16 protein-coding genes are annotated in these 18,527 nt (G+C 50.1%); 9 read left to right on the forward strand and 7 right to left on the reverse strand.

Going from position 1 to position 18,527, the window contains the following annotated elements:
* Position 1 precedes the first annotated feature (1 nt).
* The 6 genes from J3L11_RS02975 to priA form a co-directional block, all read right to left on the reverse strand.
* Positions 2–949 (reverse strand): CsgG/HfaB family protein, encoded by a 948-nt coding sequence (locus tag J3L11_RS02975; RefSeq protein ID WP_133038435.1) that lies wholly within the window; start codon positions 947–949, stop codon positions 2–4.
* Positions 950–1,185: 236 nt separating this feature from the next.
* The gene (gene hslU / locus J3L11_RS02980) at positions 1,186–2,511 is read right to left on the reverse strand and encodes an HslU--HslV peptidase ATPase subunit (protein WP_133038436.1); all 1,326 of its coding nucleotides are present in this window, start codon (positions 2,509–2,511) and stop codon (positions 1,186–1,188) included.
* Positions 2,512–2,531: 20 nt separating this feature from the next.
* Positions 2,532–3,056 (reverse strand): ATP-dependent protease subunit HslV, encoded by a 525-nt coding sequence (hslV, locus tag J3L11_RS02985; protein ID WP_133038437.1) that lies wholly within the window; start codon positions 3,054–3,056, stop codon positions 2,532–2,534.
* A 178-nt stretch (positions 3,057–3,234) separates the two neighbouring features.
* Positions 3,235–3,801, reverse strand: coding sequence for an SPOR domain-containing protein (locus tag J3L11_RS02990; RefSeq protein ID WP_133038438.1), 567 nt, complete (start codon positions 3,799–3,801; stop codon positions 3,235–3,237).
* A gap of 3 nt (positions 3,802–3,804) precedes the next feature.
* Complete coding sequence (gene argS, locus J3L11_RS02995; protein ID WP_133038439.1) at positions 3,805–5,550, reverse strand: arginine--tRNA ligase; 1,746 nt, start codon at positions 5,548–5,550, stop codon at positions 3,805–3,807.
* Positions 5,551–5,692: 142 nt separating this feature from the next.
* Entirely contained in the window at positions 5,693–7,888 is a 2,196-nt protein-coding gene (gene priA, locus J3L11_RS03000; RefSeq protein WP_207569956.1) for a primosomal protein N', read from the reverse strand.
* Between the two features lie 125 nt (positions 7,889–8,013).
* Here priA and J3L11_RS03005 point away from each other — a divergent pair, with 125 nt between their 5' ends.
* Both J3L11_RS03005 and rpmE read left to right on the forward strand, forming a co-directional pair.
* A complete protein-coding gene (locus J3L11_RS03005) occupies positions 8,014–8,883 on the forward strand; it encodes a hypothetical protein (RefSeq protein WP_207569957.1) in 870 nt (289 codons plus the stop codon).
* Between the two features lie 120 nt (positions 8,884–9,003).
* Positions 9,004–9,216: a 50S ribosomal protein L31 gene (rpmE, locus tag J3L11_RS03010; protein WP_133038442.1), complete on the forward strand. Its 213-nt coding sequence runs from the start codon at positions 9,004–9,006 to the stop codon at positions 9,214–9,216.
* A gap of 188 nt (positions 9,217–9,404) precedes the next feature.
* Here rpmE and J3L11_RS03015 read toward each other — a convergent pair whose 3' ends face one another.
* Complete coding sequence (locus tag J3L11_RS03015; RefSeq protein WP_207569958.1) at positions 9,405–9,848, reverse strand: hypothetical protein; 444 nt, start codon at positions 9,846–9,848, stop codon at positions 9,405–9,407.
* Between the two features lie 1,029 nt (positions 9,849–10,877).
* Between J3L11_RS03015 and J3L11_RS03020 the strand changes: the two genes are divergently transcribed.
* The 7 genes from J3L11_RS03020 (at position 10,878) to mshL (ending at position 18,520) form a co-directional block, all read left to right on the forward strand.
* Positions 10,878–12,125: a malic enzyme-like NAD(P)-binding protein gene (locus J3L11_RS03020; RefSeq protein ID WP_207569959.1), complete on the forward strand. Its 1,248-nt coding sequence runs from the start codon at positions 10,878–10,880 to the stop codon at positions 12,123–12,125.
* 169 nt (positions 12,126–12,294) lie between these two features.
* Positions 12,295–14,202, forward strand: a complete 1,908-nt coding sequence (gene csrD / locus J3L11_RS03025) for an RNase E specificity factor CsrD (RefSeq protein ID WP_207569960.1) — start codon at positions 12,295–12,297, stop codon at positions 14,200–14,202.
* A gap of 176 nt (positions 14,203–14,378) precedes the next feature.
* Complete coding sequence (locus J3L11_RS03030; RefSeq protein ID WP_133038446.1) at positions 14,379–15,254, forward strand: MSHA biogenesis protein MshI; 876 nt, start codon at positions 14,379–14,381, stop codon at positions 15,252–15,254.
* Complete coding sequence (locus J3L11_RS03035; protein WP_165900090.1) at positions 15,251–15,853, forward strand: PilN domain-containing protein; 603 nt, start codon at positions 15,251–15,253, stop codon at positions 15,851–15,853. The genes J3L11_RS03030 and J3L11_RS03035 overlap by 4 nt, the downstream gene beginning before the upstream one ends.
* The gene (locus J3L11_RS03040) at positions 15,850–16,512 is read left to right on the forward strand and encodes an MSHA biogenesis protein MshJ (RefSeq protein WP_133038448.1); all 663 of its coding nucleotides are present in this window, start codon (positions 15,850–15,852) and stop codon (positions 16,510–16,512) included. Before J3L11_RS03035 ends, J3L11_RS03040 begins: the two co-directional genes overlap by 4 nt.
* Positions 16,496–16,825 (forward strand): MSHA biogenesis protein MshK, encoded by a 330-nt coding sequence (locus tag J3L11_RS03045; protein WP_133038449.1) that lies wholly within the window; start codon positions 16,496–16,498, stop codon positions 16,823–16,825. Before J3L11_RS03040 ends, J3L11_RS03045 begins: the two co-directional genes overlap by 17 nt.
* Positions 16,826–16,828: 3 nt before the next feature.
* A complete protein-coding gene (gene mshL, locus J3L11_RS03050; RefSeq protein ID WP_207569961.1) occupies positions 16,829–18,520 on the forward strand; it encodes a pilus (MSHA type) biogenesis protein MshL in 1,692 nt (563 codons plus the stop codon).
* Positions 18,521–18,527 lie beyond the last annotated feature (7 nt).

Consider the following 18,527-nt stretch of genomic DNA (forward strand, 5'->3'; position numbering starts at 1 on the left):
GTTATGCCTTTTTCTGTTCTTGAACCACAAGACCTGTGAGCTGTTTAGGATTGATCGTTCCTGACACCAGTTCACATAGAGACAATTCATTACTGCCTTTGCCGATAAAACTTTTAACTTTAATCGTGGCGATTTTTTCACCTGGCAACGTTATCAATAGTCCAGTCTGGGGATTCTTAACTGTTTCGCCTTCTTTAAAAACGTCAAAAAGCTCGTCTGTTTTCAGCCCTTGTGATTGTCCTCCAGTCATCATCCATAGCGAACCTTGCTGACCGATCAAGTAAGCGCGCCATGGGCTATCGAGTAGATTTTCGGTGATATTACTGACAAGTTTGGAAATGGCCGCAGAGACGGCTTTATCGTCTAGCGATGAATCATAACTGGCACGTTCACCAACATTGAATACGTGGTTGGCTTCAACAACAGCTTCCCCCGAGGCTTCCTCTGAATAGACAATTTCCCCTGTACGCGTGTTAATCAAACGTACGTTAACAGTCGCATTGGCTTTTTGAATTTTATTACGGCTGAAAATGCCGACTTCACTGGTGGTGGAGCGACCGAATTCAGAAACTGAGCCGATAATCAAAAAATCAGCTCCCACTGACGGCATAGTTTTACCGGCCAACTTGTTTTCTGATAACACTTTATTCAGGTCGTTTCTTTCCAACATGATGAATTTGTGCGTCTCAGTAAGACGAGCGGCAAGAATATCGGCAGCTTGCTTACCAATCCGATCACCATCTTTATCAAGGAGGAAACTTCCACGTTTAGTTTCATCAGTGAAACGCGCAATGGCCACGACACGTTTTAGACCGAGTTGTTCTGGCGCTTGGAGTGTTGGGCTAATTTTTGGCGTGGCTACTGGCAGTGTGTTTACTGATTCTCTTGTCGCAGAAGTACAAGCGGTCAGCAGACTGAATGCCATTACTAACGTAACGAGTTTTTTCATAGTGCCTTTCTCTGGAATCGGCACGGGCATTGACATTGGGTACAAATGAGCAGCTTCCGTGCCATTGTGGGTTACAAATGTTGACTTGCGGTAAGCGATATTAACAAGTGGCAGAACAGGGTGCAGCATTTTTTTGTCACAACTGACGCAAAGATAGACGTAGATAGCAAAATCATAATGCTAGACAGCAAACTGCCGCCTTTAAGGCGGCAGTAAAAGGCAATAATAGGCTGTTTTTAAAGAATAAAGCGGCTGAGGTCTTCGTCGTGTACCAAGGTTTCCAGATGGGCGTTGACGTACTCGGCATCAATCACGTAATGGGCGCCGGATTTGTCGGCGGCTTCATAGGAGATATCTTCCATCAGTTTCTCCATGATGGTGTGCAGCCGTCTTGCACCGATATTTTCGGTGGTTTCATTCACCTGGAAGGCGGCGTCGGCGATGCGGTCGATGCCTGACTCCGTAAATTCTACTGTCACTCCTTCTGTTGCCATCAGTGCCACATACTGTTCGGTCAGCGATGCGTGTGGCTCCGTCAGAATGCGTTTGAAATCGCTAGCGGTCAACGCATCCAGTTCCACACGAATGGGCAGACGCCCCTGGAGCTCTGGGATCAAATCCGACGGTTTAGACATCTGGAAGGCACCGGAAGCGATAAACAGAATGTGATCGGTGCGCACCATGCCGTGTTTGGTATTAACGGTACAGCCTTCTACCAATGGCAACAGGTCACGTTGTACCCCCTCGCGGGAGACATCGGGACCAGAGGTTTCACCACGTTTACAGATCTTGTCGATTTCATCTAAGAACACGATGCCGTGCTGCTCGACCAGTTCAATCGCTTGATCTTTAAGATCTTCCTGATTCACCAGCTTGGCGGCTTCCTCTTCGGTTAGCTGTTTCATTGCCTCTTTGATCTTCAGCTTGCGGCGTTTGGTCTGGCCTTGACCCATATTCTGGAACAGGCTCTGCAACTGGTTGGTCATCTCTTCCATGCCGGGAGGTGACATGATTTCCACGCCAATTTGTGGACCGGCGACATCGATTTCTATCTCTTTATCGTCCAACTGACCTTCGCGCAGTTTTTTGCGGAAGATCTGCCGGGTGTGCGAGCTATCTTCTTTTTCGCTGTCCCAGTCGTTTTTAGGCTTAGGTAATAGTGCATCCAACACTCGTTCCTCGGCAGCTTCTTCGGCACGGGTACGGCATTTCAGCATCTGCTGTTCGCGGGTCATCTTGACGGCCGCATCAGTCAGATCGCGGATGATCTGATCCACTTCTTTGCCGACATAACCCACTTCAGTGAATTTGGTGGCTTCTACCTTGATAAACGGCGCATTGGCGAGCTTTGCCAGACGGCGGGCGATTTCGGTCTTACCAACACCGGTCGGGCCAATCATCAGGATATTTTTCGGGGTCACTTCCTGGCGCAGTGCGCTATCCAATTGCATCCGCCGCCAACGGTTACGTAAGGCAACCGCTACTGAGCGCTTGGCTTTTTGCTGGCCGATGATATGAGCGTCCAGTTCGTGGACGATTTCGCGGGGTGTCATTTCCGACATGGTACTTCCTCACGCAGAATTCAGTAATTCAGCTCTTCAATGGTCTTGAACTGGTTAGTAAACACGCAGATATTGCCAGCGATGGTTAAGGCTTTTTCGCAAATGTCGCGTGCCGTAAGTTCGGTATTTTCCAGCATGGCGATAGCGGCTGCCTGGGCGTAGTTACCACCGGAACCTATGGCAATCAGGTCGTTTTCCGGCTGCAGTACGTCGCCATTACCGGTGATGATTAATGAACATTCAGCATCCGCTACCGCCAGCAGTGCTTCCAGCTTGCGTAACATGCGGTCAGTACGCCAGTCTTTGGCCAGTTCCACGGCGGCTTTCATCAAGTGTCCTTGATGCATTTCCAGTTTGGCTTCAAAACGTTCGAACAAGGTGAACGCATCGGCAGTGCCTCCGGCGAATCCAGCGATCACTTTGTCGTGGTAAAGACGGCGGACTTTGCGGGCGTTACCTTTCATGACGGTATTCCCCAGAGAAACTTGGCCATCACCGGCCATTACCACTTGGTTGTCACGGCGCACTGATACGATTGTTGTCACGATAAATCCTCTTGGCTGGCTGACGGGCGGTGCCGTCAGGGTGCGATAGAGGTTAATATGGGGGTGGAGCAATGAATATCAAGCATAGGAACCGCAGTTTTTAAGCGTATGCCATCAGGCTTAGTAAGAAAAAAACCGCAGGCCAATGACTTGCGGTTTTGTATGTGCTTGTGGGCTGTTAACTTTCCCAGAACCAGATCATACAGCCGTTTAGGCCAGCGCGTTGCAACTCATGGCGGTCGGTTTCCGCTTTGCGTTTACTCTGATAGGGCCCTAGCACCACCTTGTACCAGACGCCGCTGTTGCCGTCGATTTTCCGCACTTGCGCTTCTAGCCCCTGGAAGGCGATAACCGCTTTCATTTCCTGTGCCTGTGATTCTTTACGGAAAGAACCGCACTGCATCTGGTAGGGGCGGGTCGGTTGGTTGCTCTTTTCCGGTAAATCCACTTCAACCTGTTTGTTCTCTAACTCCTGCTGATACGTCCACTCTTCTTTAGGTTTTGGGGGCAGTGCATTAGGATCTTTCTTGGGCGATGTCTTTTCTGGAATGACAACCTTTACCGGCTCTTGGGTTACTGGTGCCGGACTGCCGTTCTTCAGCGTCCACAAAAAATAACCAAAACCAGCGACTACCACCAATACCATCAAAAACAGCAGCAACGGCGGCCGTTTAGGTGGCTGAGGTTTTTTGAGGTTACCGCGCTGTTGTCGGCGCGGTTTGCTGTTAGCGTAATCGCTGCGCATCGGTTACATCTGCTCCAGAGTATCAATACCTAACAATGACAACCCCTGCTTCAAGGTTTTAGCGGTTAGCTTCGCCAGTAACAGACGGCTATCGCGCTGGCTTGCTGTATCAGCAGCCAGCACTGGGCAGGCTTCGTAGAAGCTGGAGAACGCGCCTGCCAGTTCATACAGGTACGCACACAACAGATGTGGCTGGCCCTTATCCACCATCCGCAATAGTACTTCGCTAAATTGTGCCAGCTTATTGCCTAGCTCTTTCTCTTTGTCATGCTCTAGCGTAATGGTTGCAGTAGACAGATCAATATCTTCTGCCTTTTTGAAAATACCGGCGACACGGGTATAGGCGTATAGGAGATAAGGTGCGGTATTGCCTTCAAAACTTAACATCTGGTCGAAACTGAAAATGTAATCACTGGCGCGATTTTTCGACAGATCGGCATATTTTACCGAGGCCACCCCAACCACTGCCGCAATTTTTTCCAGCGTCGCGGCATCCATCTCTGGATTCTTACTGCGCACCAGTTCTAGCGCACGATCATGTGCTTCATCCAGCAGGTCGATGAGTTTCACCACCCCGCCAGTACGGGTTTTGAATGGCCGGCCATCTTCGCCGTTCATGGTGCCGAAGCCCATGTGTTCCAGCGACATCTCTGGCCGCACAAAACCTGCGGTACGGGCCAGACTGAAAACCTGCTGGAAATGCAGCGCTTGGCGCAGATCCACAAAATACAGCACCCGGTCGGCGTGCAGTACCGATGAGCGATAACGCATGGCCGCCAGATCGGTGGTGGCATACAGATAACCGCCGTCAGCTTTCTGGATAATCACCGGTAATGGTTCGCCTTCTTTGGTGCGGAACGCTTCCTGAAACACTACTTTGGCACCATGACTTTCGGTCAGTAGCCCTTGAGCCTCCAGATCTTTTACCACTTGCGGTAGGTCGTCGTTATAAGCGCTTTCGCCGTGTACATCTTTACGAGTCAGGCTGACGCCCAAGCGTTGATAAACCTTGTGACAGTGGCTCAGTGAAATTTCATTGAATTCACGCCACAGTTTGTTGCAATACTCGTCGCCGGACTGCAGCTCCACCACTAGATGACGGGCACGGGTGGCGAATGCTTCTGATTCATCAAAGCGCACTTTCGCGGCCCGATAAAAACTTTCCAAATCGGATAATTCTACTTCCGATGTAGCGCCATTGGCCGCCCGCAATTCTTCCATATAGGCCAGTAACATGCCGAACTGAGTGCCCCAGTCGCCCACGTGGTTCTGACGGATCACGTGATGACCAAGAAATTCCAGTGCCCGTACCACCGCATCGCCGATGATGGTGGAGCGCAGATGGCCCACGTGCATCTCTTTGGCAAGGTTTGGCGAGGAATAATCAACCACCACCGTCTGTGCCGCCGGTAATGCAACGCCTAAGTGCGCATCTGCTAATGCTTTTTGCAGCTGTTTGGCCAGTGCATTGTCGTCGATGAAAAAGTTGATAAATCCAGGGCCAGCGATTTCCACTTTAGCCACATGGCTGGAGGCTGGCAGGTTGTCGATGAGTAACTGCGCCAGTTCCCGTGGCGGTTTCCCAGCAGCTTTGGTCAGCATCATTGCCAAATTAGTGGCCAGATCGCCGTGGCTTTTATCCTTGGTGCGGTCTACCTGAATTCTGGGATCAGTATCTTCAGGGATAAGCCCCTGCTGTTTTAATTGGGCTACTGTCTGTTCAAGCAAAGATTGGATATGTGATTTCATTGGCGTTCTATTGACACTGACTACAAAAATAGGGTTGATAACGAATAACCGCACATTCTAGCCGTTATGGCAGGAAGATTGCTATGCTTGCGGCCATTTTTGTGGTGCGGTTTTCTGTTAGTCGCGCTGGATCATGGCGTGATTACAGCAGATCTTGCGGGTCGCGATCCAAACTCCAGCGGCAGCGTTTGCCGCTGGTTAGCGCTTCCGCTTGCGGCAATAGCTGTTCAAATACTTGTTGCAAACGCTTGCGGTCGGCGGCTTGAACCAGCAGTTGCCGCCGGAATTTCCCGGCTTTGCGATCCAGTGGAGCTGGCATCGGGCCAATTACCTCAAACGCATTATCCTGCGGTAATAACGCGGCAAACTCTGCTAGGAACGTGTCGGCGTCGCTGGCCTGATGCGCCTCGGCTTTTATCAGGATCATATGCCATGCCGGTGGCAACAATGCCTGCTGCCGTTCGGCAAGTTGGCTGCGAGCAAATTCGCCATAACCGCGGTGCAGCAGATCTTTGAGTAGCGGATTGTCGCTCTGATGGGTTTGCAGCAATACCGTGCCGGGTTTACTCGCTCGCCCCGCGCGGCCGGCGACCTGAGTATAAAGTTGGCCAAAACGTTCCGGGGCACGGAAGTCGGCACTGAACAGCGCACCATCCACATCCAGTAATCCGACCAAGGTGACGTCGGGGAAATGGTGCCCTTTGGCGAGCATCTGGGTGCCCACCAGAATCTTATATTCCCCGCGGTGGATGGCCGCCAACTGTTTTTCCAGCGAACCTTTACGGCTGGTGGTATCGCGGTCAATTCGCACCACTGGATAGTCGGGGAATTCTTTGGTCAGCATGGCTTCCAACTGTTCAGTGCCAATGCCTTGCCCCTGCAACATGGTACTGCCGCAGTGATGGCATTGGCGCGGAATCGCGTACTGGTTGCCGCAGTGGTGGCAGCGGATCTCACCAAGCGCTTGATGCACGGTAAAAAAGGCATCGCAGCGGTCACACTCATGCAGGTAACCGCATTCGTGGCAGATAAGCGCCGGTGCAAAACCGCGACGGTTGAGAAACAATAACACCTGATTGCCCGCTTGCAGGTGTAAGCGCATTTCGTTCAGCAGTGGTTGCGACATCCCGGCACGCAGCGGCAGATTGCGGATATCGATGATCCCTTGCCGCACTTTTAGCGCGCCGCCAGCACGTTCTCCTAATTGCAGATGGGCATAACGACCATTAAGGGCGTTGTGCAGCGTTTCCAGTGACGGCGTGGCGCTGCCGAGTACCACTGGAATATCTTCTAGATGGCCGCGCATCACCGCCAGATCGCGTGCGTGATAACCCACGCCTTCCTGCTGTTTGAAACTGGCGTCATGTTCTTCATCGAGAATGATCACGCCCGGCCACATCATGGGGGTGAACAAGGCGGAACGGGTGCCGATGATAATCGCCGCTTCACCACAGCGTGCCTGTCGCCAGGCGTCTAACCGCTGCTTATCGGTCAGCCCGGAATGGATCACCGCAATGGTGACTTTAAAGCGGCGTTTAAAACGATTGATGGTTTGCGGTGTCAGGCCGATTTCCGGCACCAGGATAAGCGCCTGTTTGCCCTGTTTTAGTACCGTTTCTAGTAACGACAGATAAACTTCGGTTTTACCAGAACCGGTAATGCCTTCTAGCAGCGAACATTGATAGCCAGTTTGTGCGGTCAGCGCGGCTACCGCTACCGCCTGTTGTTTGTTGAGTTTAAGCGGCTGCTCACCCAGTTCCAACTGTTCACGCCAGTGGCGGTCGGCAACTAACGGCCGCTCATAAAGCCCAATCCAGCCTTTATCTTTTAACGCCTTGATGGCGGTTTTACTGAGTTCCAGTACCTGTACTTCTTCGGTGGTCAGTTCGCCTTGTTGCAGTTGCTGCAATATTTTTTGCTGTGCAGGCGAACGTTTGAGACTCGCCAACGTTGCCGCCGCCCCTTTATCGGTGAGCGCGTAGTAACTGATAAATTCTGGTGCAGCGCTGGCGCCTTTACGCAGCGCGACGGGTAAGGCCTGGGTCAGCATTTGCCCTTGGCTGCATAAATAATATCTTGCCGCCCACAAGGTGAGTTTATACAGTGGTTCTGACAATAATGGTGAACTGTCCAGCACCACATTGATGGCTTTTAACTGTTGTGGTGGTAATGCGCATTCGTCGCTGATGTTGACCACTAAGCCAATCAGTTGTTGCCGACCAAACGGGACGCGCACCCGCATACCGACTTCCAGCGGCCAGGCAAGATTGGTTGGGATCTGGTAGGTGAAGTTCTGCCGCATCGGTACGGGCAAAGCAACTTCAGCAAACTGCGGCATGGTGCTCGGGACTGAGTGATAGTGACATGACGGCCAGTGTACTCAGGCTGACACAGCAGAGCCAGTCCTGTGCCGAATATTCTAAAATAAATCAGCAATGTGAATTAGTTACAGGGGAAGGCAGCATGGAAAGACGAGAAGCAATGCGTTGGCACCAGTGGCTGGGGTATTTCAGCGGCAGCCTGTTTGGATTATTGCTGATACCTCTAGCGCAGGCTGACGTTACCCATGTCAGTATTAATCAGCGGTTGTTTGATTTAGGCAAGCTGCCGTTAATTAAGGTTAATATCGTTGCCGCGCCGACAGACCCCGATCGTATGCAATTTATTTTGCGGCAAAAGAGTGGCGAAGAAAAACTGATGGTGCAACAGATTAACAATTATATGTTGTTGCTGATGGGACTGGACGAAGTGACAGACGCCAACGCCTTATTGTTGGTGCAGTTGTATCAAACCGATCAATGGCAGGAAATCAACCAACTACCCTTGTTCGCCAAATCAGTGCCGGTGGGGAACCCTCCAGATCCTGCACGTTTTTCAATGTATCGTAACCCGATCAAATCCGCTAACGTAACGGCACCAGAGCAAGTGCCAACGACAGTTGTTGCCGCACCTGCGCCAATTAAGCCAATTCCAGCAAGCACTTATCCGGTCAAAACCAGTGCTGCAACTGTCCCAGACCAAGTGCCAGCACCAATAAAGCCAGCTTCCGCAAGCCATAACCCGGCAGCGACGGCTTCTGCCCCTACTCAGTGTTTGCTGGATTATCATGGCACGGAAACGCTATGGCATCTGGCCAGTCGTTATGCAAAACAGTGGCATACCCATGTATATGCTGCTGCCTTAGCGATTATGGAGGCTAACCCTAAAGCTTTCGTGAAAGGGAAGCCTGGAAATCTGCGAAGTGATGCACAGTTGCATTGCCCGCAACCTGAGCAATGGCAGTCATATACAGACAAGAATTTAGCGAAGGAAAAATTTGAGGCTTCATTGTAAGCTATTGCCATTAGTGCGCAGTTACTGTACCATTCTGCGCCCTGAAACTATGTATAACCGCATGTGGTGTCCGACTTCGGGTTGGAAGAGCGACATGGCCTTTTATTGAGGTAATCCCAAATGAAACCAGGTATCCATCCTGACTATGCAGAAATCACTGCTACCTGCACTTGCGGTAACGTGATCAAAGTTCATTCCACTGCAGGTAGAGATCTGCACTTGGACGTATGTGGTGCTTGTCACCCATTCTACACCGGTACTCAGAAAGTTGTTGATACTGGCGGACGTATTGAAAAGTTCAACAAACGCTTCGGCATGTTGGGCAAAAAATAATACGACCAGCACGGCGCAGATCATGCGCTTGGCAAGCTGATTCAAGGGCTGTAACCGTAAGGTTTACGGCCCTTGTTGTATCTATAAGCCAGTTTTTCGTTTTGCACTCCACGTGCATTGGCTTTCAAGTCACCTTTGGCTGCCCCAAAATCTATCGATCGTTAACCAAGCTATTGCCGCAAAAGCCTCTACAGCGCATCAGATAAGAAGCGTTTGGTTTCACTGTGTCTTAGACGGTCGGCCAGCAACCAGTTGCTGTCGTTGGGATACTTTATCTCAGTGCAGCGCCAAGCATTATTGCGGGTACCGCCACGCATGGTATTGATGAGTTCACTCACAGAAAGATAGCTTTTGCTGTTCCAGATAAGCTTACCATTGATGATATCGGCGACCAGATACTTGCCATAGTATTTGGTACGTAGCTGCGTTTTGTGCGGCAGCGTGAGTTGTGCCCATTGAAAGCTGCCCTCATTATTGTATTCCTGTCGATAATGCTCATCTTTGTTGGCTAAGTGCTCACTTAGAATTCTGACAATGTTGGAAGCTACCCCTGTAGGGTAGTGCTGGGCCAATGCCAAATAAAGAGATTCTGGAATGGGTACGGACAGGTATTGTTCTGTGGGTAAAGGCATAACATTGCATTAATTTAAGTGCTATATAGCGCTAAATAGTGCTTTTATGGTAGTATATTGTCAAATCCAAATGTTGGAAAACCTGCATGGTATTGGGGGTTTTTAACTTAATATATTGATCTGAATATAATATTTTGGTCTCGTTGTCTGTTTGTTTAACGAGCCGCGAGGAGGCACTTAGACACTCCCGTGAGCTTAGCGCAAAGCTCGCAATGGGGCTGGTACATGCTGCTTTCGCTATATTTCAGTGGCGTTTCACGTGAGTCTGAGTGGCATTAACAACAGGCTTAACGGAGGTCTCTTGTTGGCGCTTCATTTACGACAGTGCGAACCAACATTCTGCTCAAACAGTTTGTGGCTTTAACACCCTCCCTCAATAGCTGTTCCTAATGGCGCTTCACCCGAAGAATAGAGGTTATTCCGATAAGTCGACCCTCCGCGTCAGGGATGACGTGGTGGAGCACCATGGATGGGTTTATGCGTGTCGACGTTGGGAATGGCCTCTGTGATCTGGTATTGAAAACACTTATTTAGACCTTCGATGCAATCACTGATGAGCGTAGACGGGTCAAGATGGTTGCTTTGCAATTATTAGTTATAGCGGTTTCGAAATGGGGTTGCCGACAGATCTGTTATGTGGACTTAACGGTAAATCATATCCTCGACAGGTGTGGCCTGGCTGGTCAAACCTCCTGGTGAGGCAAAATGTCAGTCAGTATCGGTCACAAGTAATTTAATTAAATCTGGTGGCAATATTGCCACTGAAAAACATTTTTTGAGTGGGTTATATGTTGTTTTAATACATTCTTGGAACCCAGCTTCTCTTATCATTTTCAGGGCTAAATATGGCCTGAAGTTTTTTAGATAAATGATTATTTTTAGAGTAAAAAAAATTCATAAGTTGTTTTATTCACCTAAGCTTTCAAGTATCTTTGCAGCCCTCTATTTCCCTGCGTTCCGACGCTTCAGCCTTACCGTATCGGTTCGCGATAATTATTAGAATATTTTGCCCTGTATCAGGATTCCACCATGAGCGATTTACGTCAAAAAGCACTTGATTACCACCAGTTCCCCGTTCCCGGAAAAACCGCCGTTGCCCTGACTAAAGCAGCCAGTACCAGTTTGGATCTGGCATTAGCTTACAGCCCTGGCGTGGCTGAACCCGTGCGAGAAATCGCCGCCGATGCTGCTGATGCTTACCGTTATACCAATAAAGGCAACACTGTGGCGGTGATTACTAATGGCACGGCCATCTTGGGGCTAGGAAATCTCGGACCGCTGGCCGCCAAACCCGTAATGGAAGGCAAGGCGCTGTTATTCAAAAGATTTGCCAATATTGATGCCACTGATATTGAAGTAAAACATCGTACCAATGAAGATTTTATTAATACGGTTGAGGCCATTGCTGACACTTTTGGTGGCATCAATCTGGAAGATATCAAAGCGCCAGAGTGTTTTGAAATAGAACAGGAACTGATTAAGCGTTGTAACATTCCGGTGTTCCACGATGATCAGCATGGCACCGCTATTGTGACTGCCGCTGGTATGCTTAACGCGCTGGAGATCCAAGGCAAGCAGATCTCGCAAGCCGTGTTTGTGTGTATGGGCGCAGGTGCGGCCGCTGTGGCGTGTATGTCGCTGTTGGTCAAATGTGGTGCCTTGCGGGAAAACATTTACATGCTTGACCGTAAAGGCGTTATCCATACCCGCCGCACCGATCTCAATGAATATAAGTCACTGTTTGCCAATAATACGGACAAGCGCACCTTGCGTGATGTGATTCAAGGGGCGGATGTATTTCTGGGGGTTTCCGGCGCTAATGTGTTGAGTGCCGAGGATATTGAGCTGATGGCAGAGCGGCCAATTGTCTTCGCTTGTTCAAATCCAGATCCAGAGATTAAACCGGAATTGGCACATGCGGTGCGTAAAGATCTGATCATGGGCACTGGCCGCAGCGATTACCCTAATCAGGTCAACAATGTGTTGTGTTTTCCCTTTATCTTCCGGGGCGCGTTGGATGTCAGAGCGCGGCGTATCAACGATGAGATGAAACTAGCCGCAGTGCACGCTATTGCGAGCTTGGCACGGGAAGCTGTTCCGGCAGAAGTGCTGGCCGCATATCCAGATGTTAGTTCATTGAGTTTCGGGCCGGAATATGTGCTGCCAAAGCCGATGGATCCGCGGCTATTGCCGCGGGTGGCTCGTGCGGTTGCTAAGGCCGCGATTGCGTCTGGAAGTGCTCAGGTGAATGAATTACCTGCTGATTATCTGCTCTGATATTTTTGGCTGCAGTGGCTTATTTTGCACTTGCGGCCTGTCTTTCAAGCGCTTATGTGGTTGCCATTTGGTTAATTCAGCTTAATAATCAACCGAGTGGCACTACAGTTTGCATCAATTGCACTGTTGTGGCTGGATGTCTCATTTTCAACGGCAGGAACGCCAGACCATGAATCTTCCCCGTTTGCTGACAACCCGACTGACCCGCTTCTGGTTGTGGTCAGTGCTGGCGCTGTTGCTTATCGGTTTGGTCTTTATTTTTGCGGGTTACTGGCGCATTGCCAGTCAGCAGCAACAACAACAGATAACTATTATACAGCAGCAGTTGCTGCAACATTATCGGGACGGTCAGTTAACAACCCTGAGCGACAACTGGTTGCCACCTTTGTTAGCGCTTGCCGATGTCTCCGAAGTGCGGATATGGCAAGGGACGCAATTGCTGCAGCAATTTCTGGGGGTCCATGCTGATGACGCTCAGCGCAGCATTCGACTGTTGTTGGATGATAAGCGTAACATTTATGCTGAGTTGCGGCTGCGCTCGCCGCTGTATCATTATTCTCTCTCGGTCAGTGATTGGTGGTTATTGCTGATAACACTATTGGTTGTCCTCACGCTGTTACGACTCGGATATCTTTGGTTCTCGCAACAGTTGCAAGGTATGGAAACGGTTGCCGAACGTTGTCGATTGATCCTCAAAGGTCGCTATTCGCAAGCCCGAAACCTCCGAAGTGTCAGCCATCCACGCTTTATTAATCGGGCATTGAGTAAGATTCTGGACGAACTGGCTGATGCCCGCAAAGAGCGCGCTCGCTTTGATAACTTTATTCGCAGTAATACTTTTCTTGATCACGAAACCCACATCGGTAATCGCCTGTTTTTAGACAACCGTCTTAATGCGTTAAGTAACGCACAAGGCATGATGGCGCATGGCGTCATACTGTTGCTGGAGTTTGAAGAGCTGGAGCCACTCGGTGGTCAAGACCAGATGGGCGATTATCTCAACCTCAATGTGGCCCACATCAGTCGGTTATTACATCATCAGGCTAACAGTGTGTTTGCCCGTCGCAGCTACAATCAACTGGCCATTGTGGTGACGCAGATCAGTTTGGCAGAAGCGGAGCAGTTAGCGGCCAAATTGATCAAGCTGTGTGCCAACCTGCTGCCACACGAGTTAGCAAACCGTAGTAACAGTTGTCATCTTGGCGGCGCATATTTCAAGCTCGGCGATAACCAGCAGCAGTTGCTAGAAGAAGCCGAAATGGCGCTCAGAGCCGCCCAAATTCAGGGAGTTAACTCCTGGTTTATGTATGACAAAGGCGCCGTTGATGCCGAATTTGCTCGCGGTTCCGTGCGCTGGCGTAGCTTCTTGGAACTGGCGCTAGCGCAGCGACGCTTTGTGGCGTTTGCACAACCGGTTTTTGATGCTGACGGCAAGTTGCACCATCAGGAGATTTTTACCCGAGCCAAAGAGCCGAATGGCTCATTAGTGCGAGCAACGCTATTTTTGCCAATGGCGGCAAAATGCGGTCTGCTGCCGCAGATTGAGCGGCAGACGCTAGAGAGAGTGGTCTATGAGTTGTTACCCAACGCCAAACCAGATGCAGTTTTTAGCGTCAATCTCTCGGAAGATACGCTGATGAACAACGACTTTATGCGGTGGTTGCGTACCCTGTTGTTAGAACATCGGGATTTGGCCCCGCGACTGATCTTTGAAGTAGATGAGGCGGTTGCCAGCGGTTGCCAACAGGAGTTGCAGCCTAAGCTACGACTGATCCGCAAAATGGGGGCGCGTTTATGCGTAGATCATGTAGGGCTGCAAGTGGTTAGCAGCCAGTACATCACTGAAGGTCGGTTCGCTTTGCTGAAGTTACATCGTTCGCTGATCAAACAGATTCACCTGCGTGCGGAAAATCAGCTCTTCATCCGCAGTTTATTGGGTGGTTTGCATCAAACTGATGTAGAAGTGATTGCTGAAGGGGTTGAACAGTTTGAAGAGTGGCAGACGTTGCGGGTGTTGGGTGTTTGCGCGGCGCAGGGCCCTTGGTTTGCCGATCCAGAAATTGCTTCTGGGACCTAAATATTTCGCTGGGCTTGCGCTGTCGCAGGGTTTACGTAAATATTCCTTATAAAATGAAAAAATTAGTGTGTAGAATGGCAACGCTGTGACATTTTATTGACGCCGTCAAATCGCATTGAACCAGAAATTTAAGTCCCGCAAAGCGATTTTTACAGGATGTGGAACCGATTGTTGATATGGCAAATAAACGACTACTAAAAATGCCTTTTATAAAACCTCGCCAGGCGGCTGCGCCCACCGGGATTTTTCTGGGAACCGAAGCGTTGTGGGTATACCGCTCAGGAACTGCTACTGCTCCGTATAGCGCTTGTTACCCTCACAGCCAAAATTGGTCGTCACTGTTTCACTCGCTTGCAGCCGAACTCGGGCCAGCAGCCATGCAGTTGGTCCTCTGCCCGACATATTATCAACTGGTTATTGCCGATAAACCCGCCGTGCCACCAGAAGAAATCCCTCAAGCGCTGCTCTGGTCTGTTAAAGATATGGTGGCAATGCCGCCACAGAACATCCATCTGGATTATTTTGAGTCGCCACTCGCTAACAGCAACAAGTTGCAAGTGGTGATCACCGATAAAACCGAGTTGACCACTATCGTACAAAGTGCCGATGCCGCGGGTATGAACTTTGCCGGTATCTCTGTCGAAGAGCTGATGCCAACTAACCTGTTTGCCGATGAATCACATGCAAGACTGGTTATCAGTCATGTCCCTGGGGAAGAAGTCTTGCTGACCGTGGTGCGGGGCGGAGAACTTTGCATGCATCGGCGTATTCGTGGTTTTCGTGAACTGGATACAGTCGGTGTTGAGGCATTGCGTTTGGGGGTGGCAGATAACCTGAGCCTAGAGATCCAGCGTTCGATGGATTTCTTTGAAAGCCAACTGCGACAACCACCGGTCGCTAGCATTGATTTGTTGGTACAAGGGGAAACTGACGCCTTGGCCAAAGCGGTAGCCGTTAATTTTAATCAGCCGGTAAAGGTTGTGGACTGTGACCAAGTCGGTGCCAAAATGGCGGAGTTAGCCTTTAGCGAATGGCAACGGGGTCGCGCATGAGTAAAACCCGAGTCAATCTATTTAGTGCAGAATTACTGCCCGCAAAACTGCGGTTGAGCTTTGCCAGAACCATAATAATATCGCTGGTACTGCTGTTGTTGGGCGGCGGGATCTTGATTTCAATCTGGTGGCAACAGCAGCAAATCAACCAGCGACTGCAAACCGTGCAACAACAGAATAACGCGCTGGAACAGCAAAAAGATAGCTTACAACAGGCGTTGGCTAAACATCAGCCGGCGGCGACACTACAGGCAAAAGTGAGCCAAATGACTCAGGAGCAGCAGTTAAAAACGTTGTTGCTGAATGAATTGACCAAGCGCGAGCAGTTCAAGTCTTCTGGATTTACCAACATGTTGCAGGAATTAGCGGCAGTAGCGGATGGCAGTGTCTGGTTATCCCATATCCGTTTAGCACCTGAAAGCTTATTGTTTGAGGGCTATACCCTGAAACCGGAAAATGTTCCGAATTGGGTCGTGCGTCTGGGGAATACCGACAGTTTTAAAGGCAAGGCGTTCGCTTCTATGACCATGAATCGCGGAGAGCAACCACCGCTGGCATTTCGGCTGACCACGGCGGCACCGGAGGCAGAAAAACAATGAGTGCTTTCGGTAATGTTGCGGCGAAATTTGACCAATTATCCCGGCGTGAGCGGGTAATGGTGGCCGGTGTTTGTTGGCTGCTGGTCGCTGTGTTGCTGTACCTGCCGCTAGAGTCCGTATGGTTGCAGTATCAGCGCCAGCAGCAACAGCTGCAATCGGCTGAAAATCTAAGCAAAGGCAATAGTGAGCAGATTGCCTTGATGCAGCAACGGTTAGCGCAGGATCCTAATCAGTCATTACTCAAGCAGATTGACACCTTGCAGCAACAGATTGCGCTGCTGGATCAACAGCTGAACAGCGAGACCGTTGATCTCATCCCCGCCGAGCGGATGCCAGCGTTACTGACCAAACTGCTGCGACAGAGTCCAGGGGTAAAGTTACAAGAGTTTCACTCTATTGCGCCAACGCCTCTGTTAGTGGTGGGGGATAAGAGCGATAGCCAGGGCCAGATGAACCTCTATAGCCATGGCATTAGCCTGACATTTAAGGGTGACTATTTTTCAGTACTGAAATTTATCCGTACGGTAGAAAACATGCCGGAGAAACTGTATTGGCAAAGTCTGGATTACCAAGTGCAGCAGTTCCCCGAAGCCAGCATTAAACTGGCGTTATACACCGTCAGCATTAATAAGGATTTTATCAGTGTGGCATCTCATTAATGTTGTTGTGCTGGTGTTGTTAATGCTGCCAGCGCCCAGTTACGCGACCAGTTTGCGTGACCCCACTATGCCACCTGCCGGTATGGTAGCCGTGGATGCTAACCGTAAGGATGCTGACGCCCCGCTGGTGTTAAACAGTATTATTCAAGGGCCCTCAGGTGCTAACGCCATTATTAATAATCAGTTATATCGCGCTGGCGAGCGATTGCAGGGTACGGCAATCCGTCATATTGGGGCCAATGAAGTGGTACTGGCAGATGGCCGTAGGTTGCGTCTGTTCGAAAAAATAACCGAGCCAAATAAGAAGAGATAACGCATGAGCAAACTTATTTTTATCGCGCCTTTGCTTGCTGTAACGCTGGTGGCTTGCCAGACCACGCGTCAGGCGCCAGAAGCTTCACGCTCGGCTCTGCGGGACTCGTTACAACCCGCTACCGCTAAATCTGTGCCGCCTGCTGCGCCTTTGCCACAGCAGCTCCAGCAGGAATTGACCGGCAATAATTTGCTTGGCGGCCTTGCAGCGCCAGTGGCGGCTGAACGTCGTTTTAACGTGGCTGCGCACGATGTCGATGCCAAAGTATTCTTTGCTAGCTTGGTTGAAGGCACACCGCTCAGTGTTGCGGTGCATCCTAATGTCAGCGGTACGATTTCGCTATCGTTGAAAGGAGTGACGCTCAGCGAAGTACTGAAAGTGGTGCAGGATATCTACGGCTATGAAATCAGTCGCGATGGTAAAGTTTTACGGGTGTATCCTGCGGGGATGCGCACCGAAACCTTCCCGATGAATTATTTGGATATGGAACGGGTCGGCTTGTCGCTGACTTCGGTCAGTTCTGGCCGCATTAGTGATAGCAACAACAATAATAACAACCGTAATTCCAATAACAATAATATGTTTGGCAGTAACGGTAACAGTTCTGGCAGCAATTCGGGTAATAACAACGGCGGTTATAACAATAACCAGAACAATACATCCAACGGCACGTTTATCAGTTCTAAAACTAAAACGGATTTTTGGGCGCAGTTGCAGAAAACCCTGGAAGCGATTATCGGTAAATCAGGTGATGGCCGCAGTGTCGTTGTCAGCCCGCAGGCGGGATTGGTAACGGTGCGAGCTTATCCGGATGAATTGCGACAGATCCACAATTTCCTTAAACAATCGGAAGATCATCTGCAGCGCCAAGTGATTCTGGAAGCCAAGATTCTGGAAGTGCGTCTGTCTGATGGTTACCAACAAGGCATTCAGTGGCAAAATGTGCTCGGCAGCGCTTTAGCGCACGGTAATACCCAAGTACGCTTCAATACCAGCCCAGGGCAGATTGGCAACACTATCAGCCAGTCGTTGGGCGGCGTGACCTCTCTGGCATTAACTGGGTCCGATTTTTCCGCGCTGATCAGCTTGCTCGATACACAGGGGGACGTGGATGTGTTATCCAGCCCACGAGTTACCGCCTCCAATAATCAAAAGGCGGTGATTAAAGTCGGTACCGACGAATATTACGTCACCAATGTATCTTCTACCACGGTTGCCAGTTCCGCCACCTCAACAACCACTCCAGACGTGCAGTTAACGCCGTTCTTCTCAGGTATTGCGCTGGACGTGACACCGCAGATTGATGATGTCGGTAATGTGCTACTGCATGTACATCCATCTGTCACCAATGTTCAGGATCAGCAAAAGTCCATTCAAGTAGGGGCAGATACCATTGATGTTCCGCTTGCTCAAAGCGAAATTCGTGAGTCTGATACGGTTATCCGCGCTAGATCCGGTGATGTAGTGGTGATTGGTGGACTGATGAAAAGTGATACTTCCGAGCAAGTGTCCAAAGTGCCGTTATTGGGCGATGTGCCCCTTTTAGGACAACTTTTCACTAACAAGGTTAAAGCGGTGCAGAAAACCGAGTTGGTTATCCTGCTGAAACCGACAGTCGTGGAAGGCGATACTTGGACACAGGAATTGAAACGCTCACAATCGCTGCTGGATCGTTGGTATCCGCAGAGTAACTAACAGGCCA

The organism is Shewanella sp. 4t3-1-2LB (genome assembly GCF_017368415.1).
Classification (GTDB): domain Bacteria; phylum Pseudomonadota; class Gammaproteobacteria; order Enterobacterales; family Shewanellaceae; genus Shewanella; species Shewanella fodinae.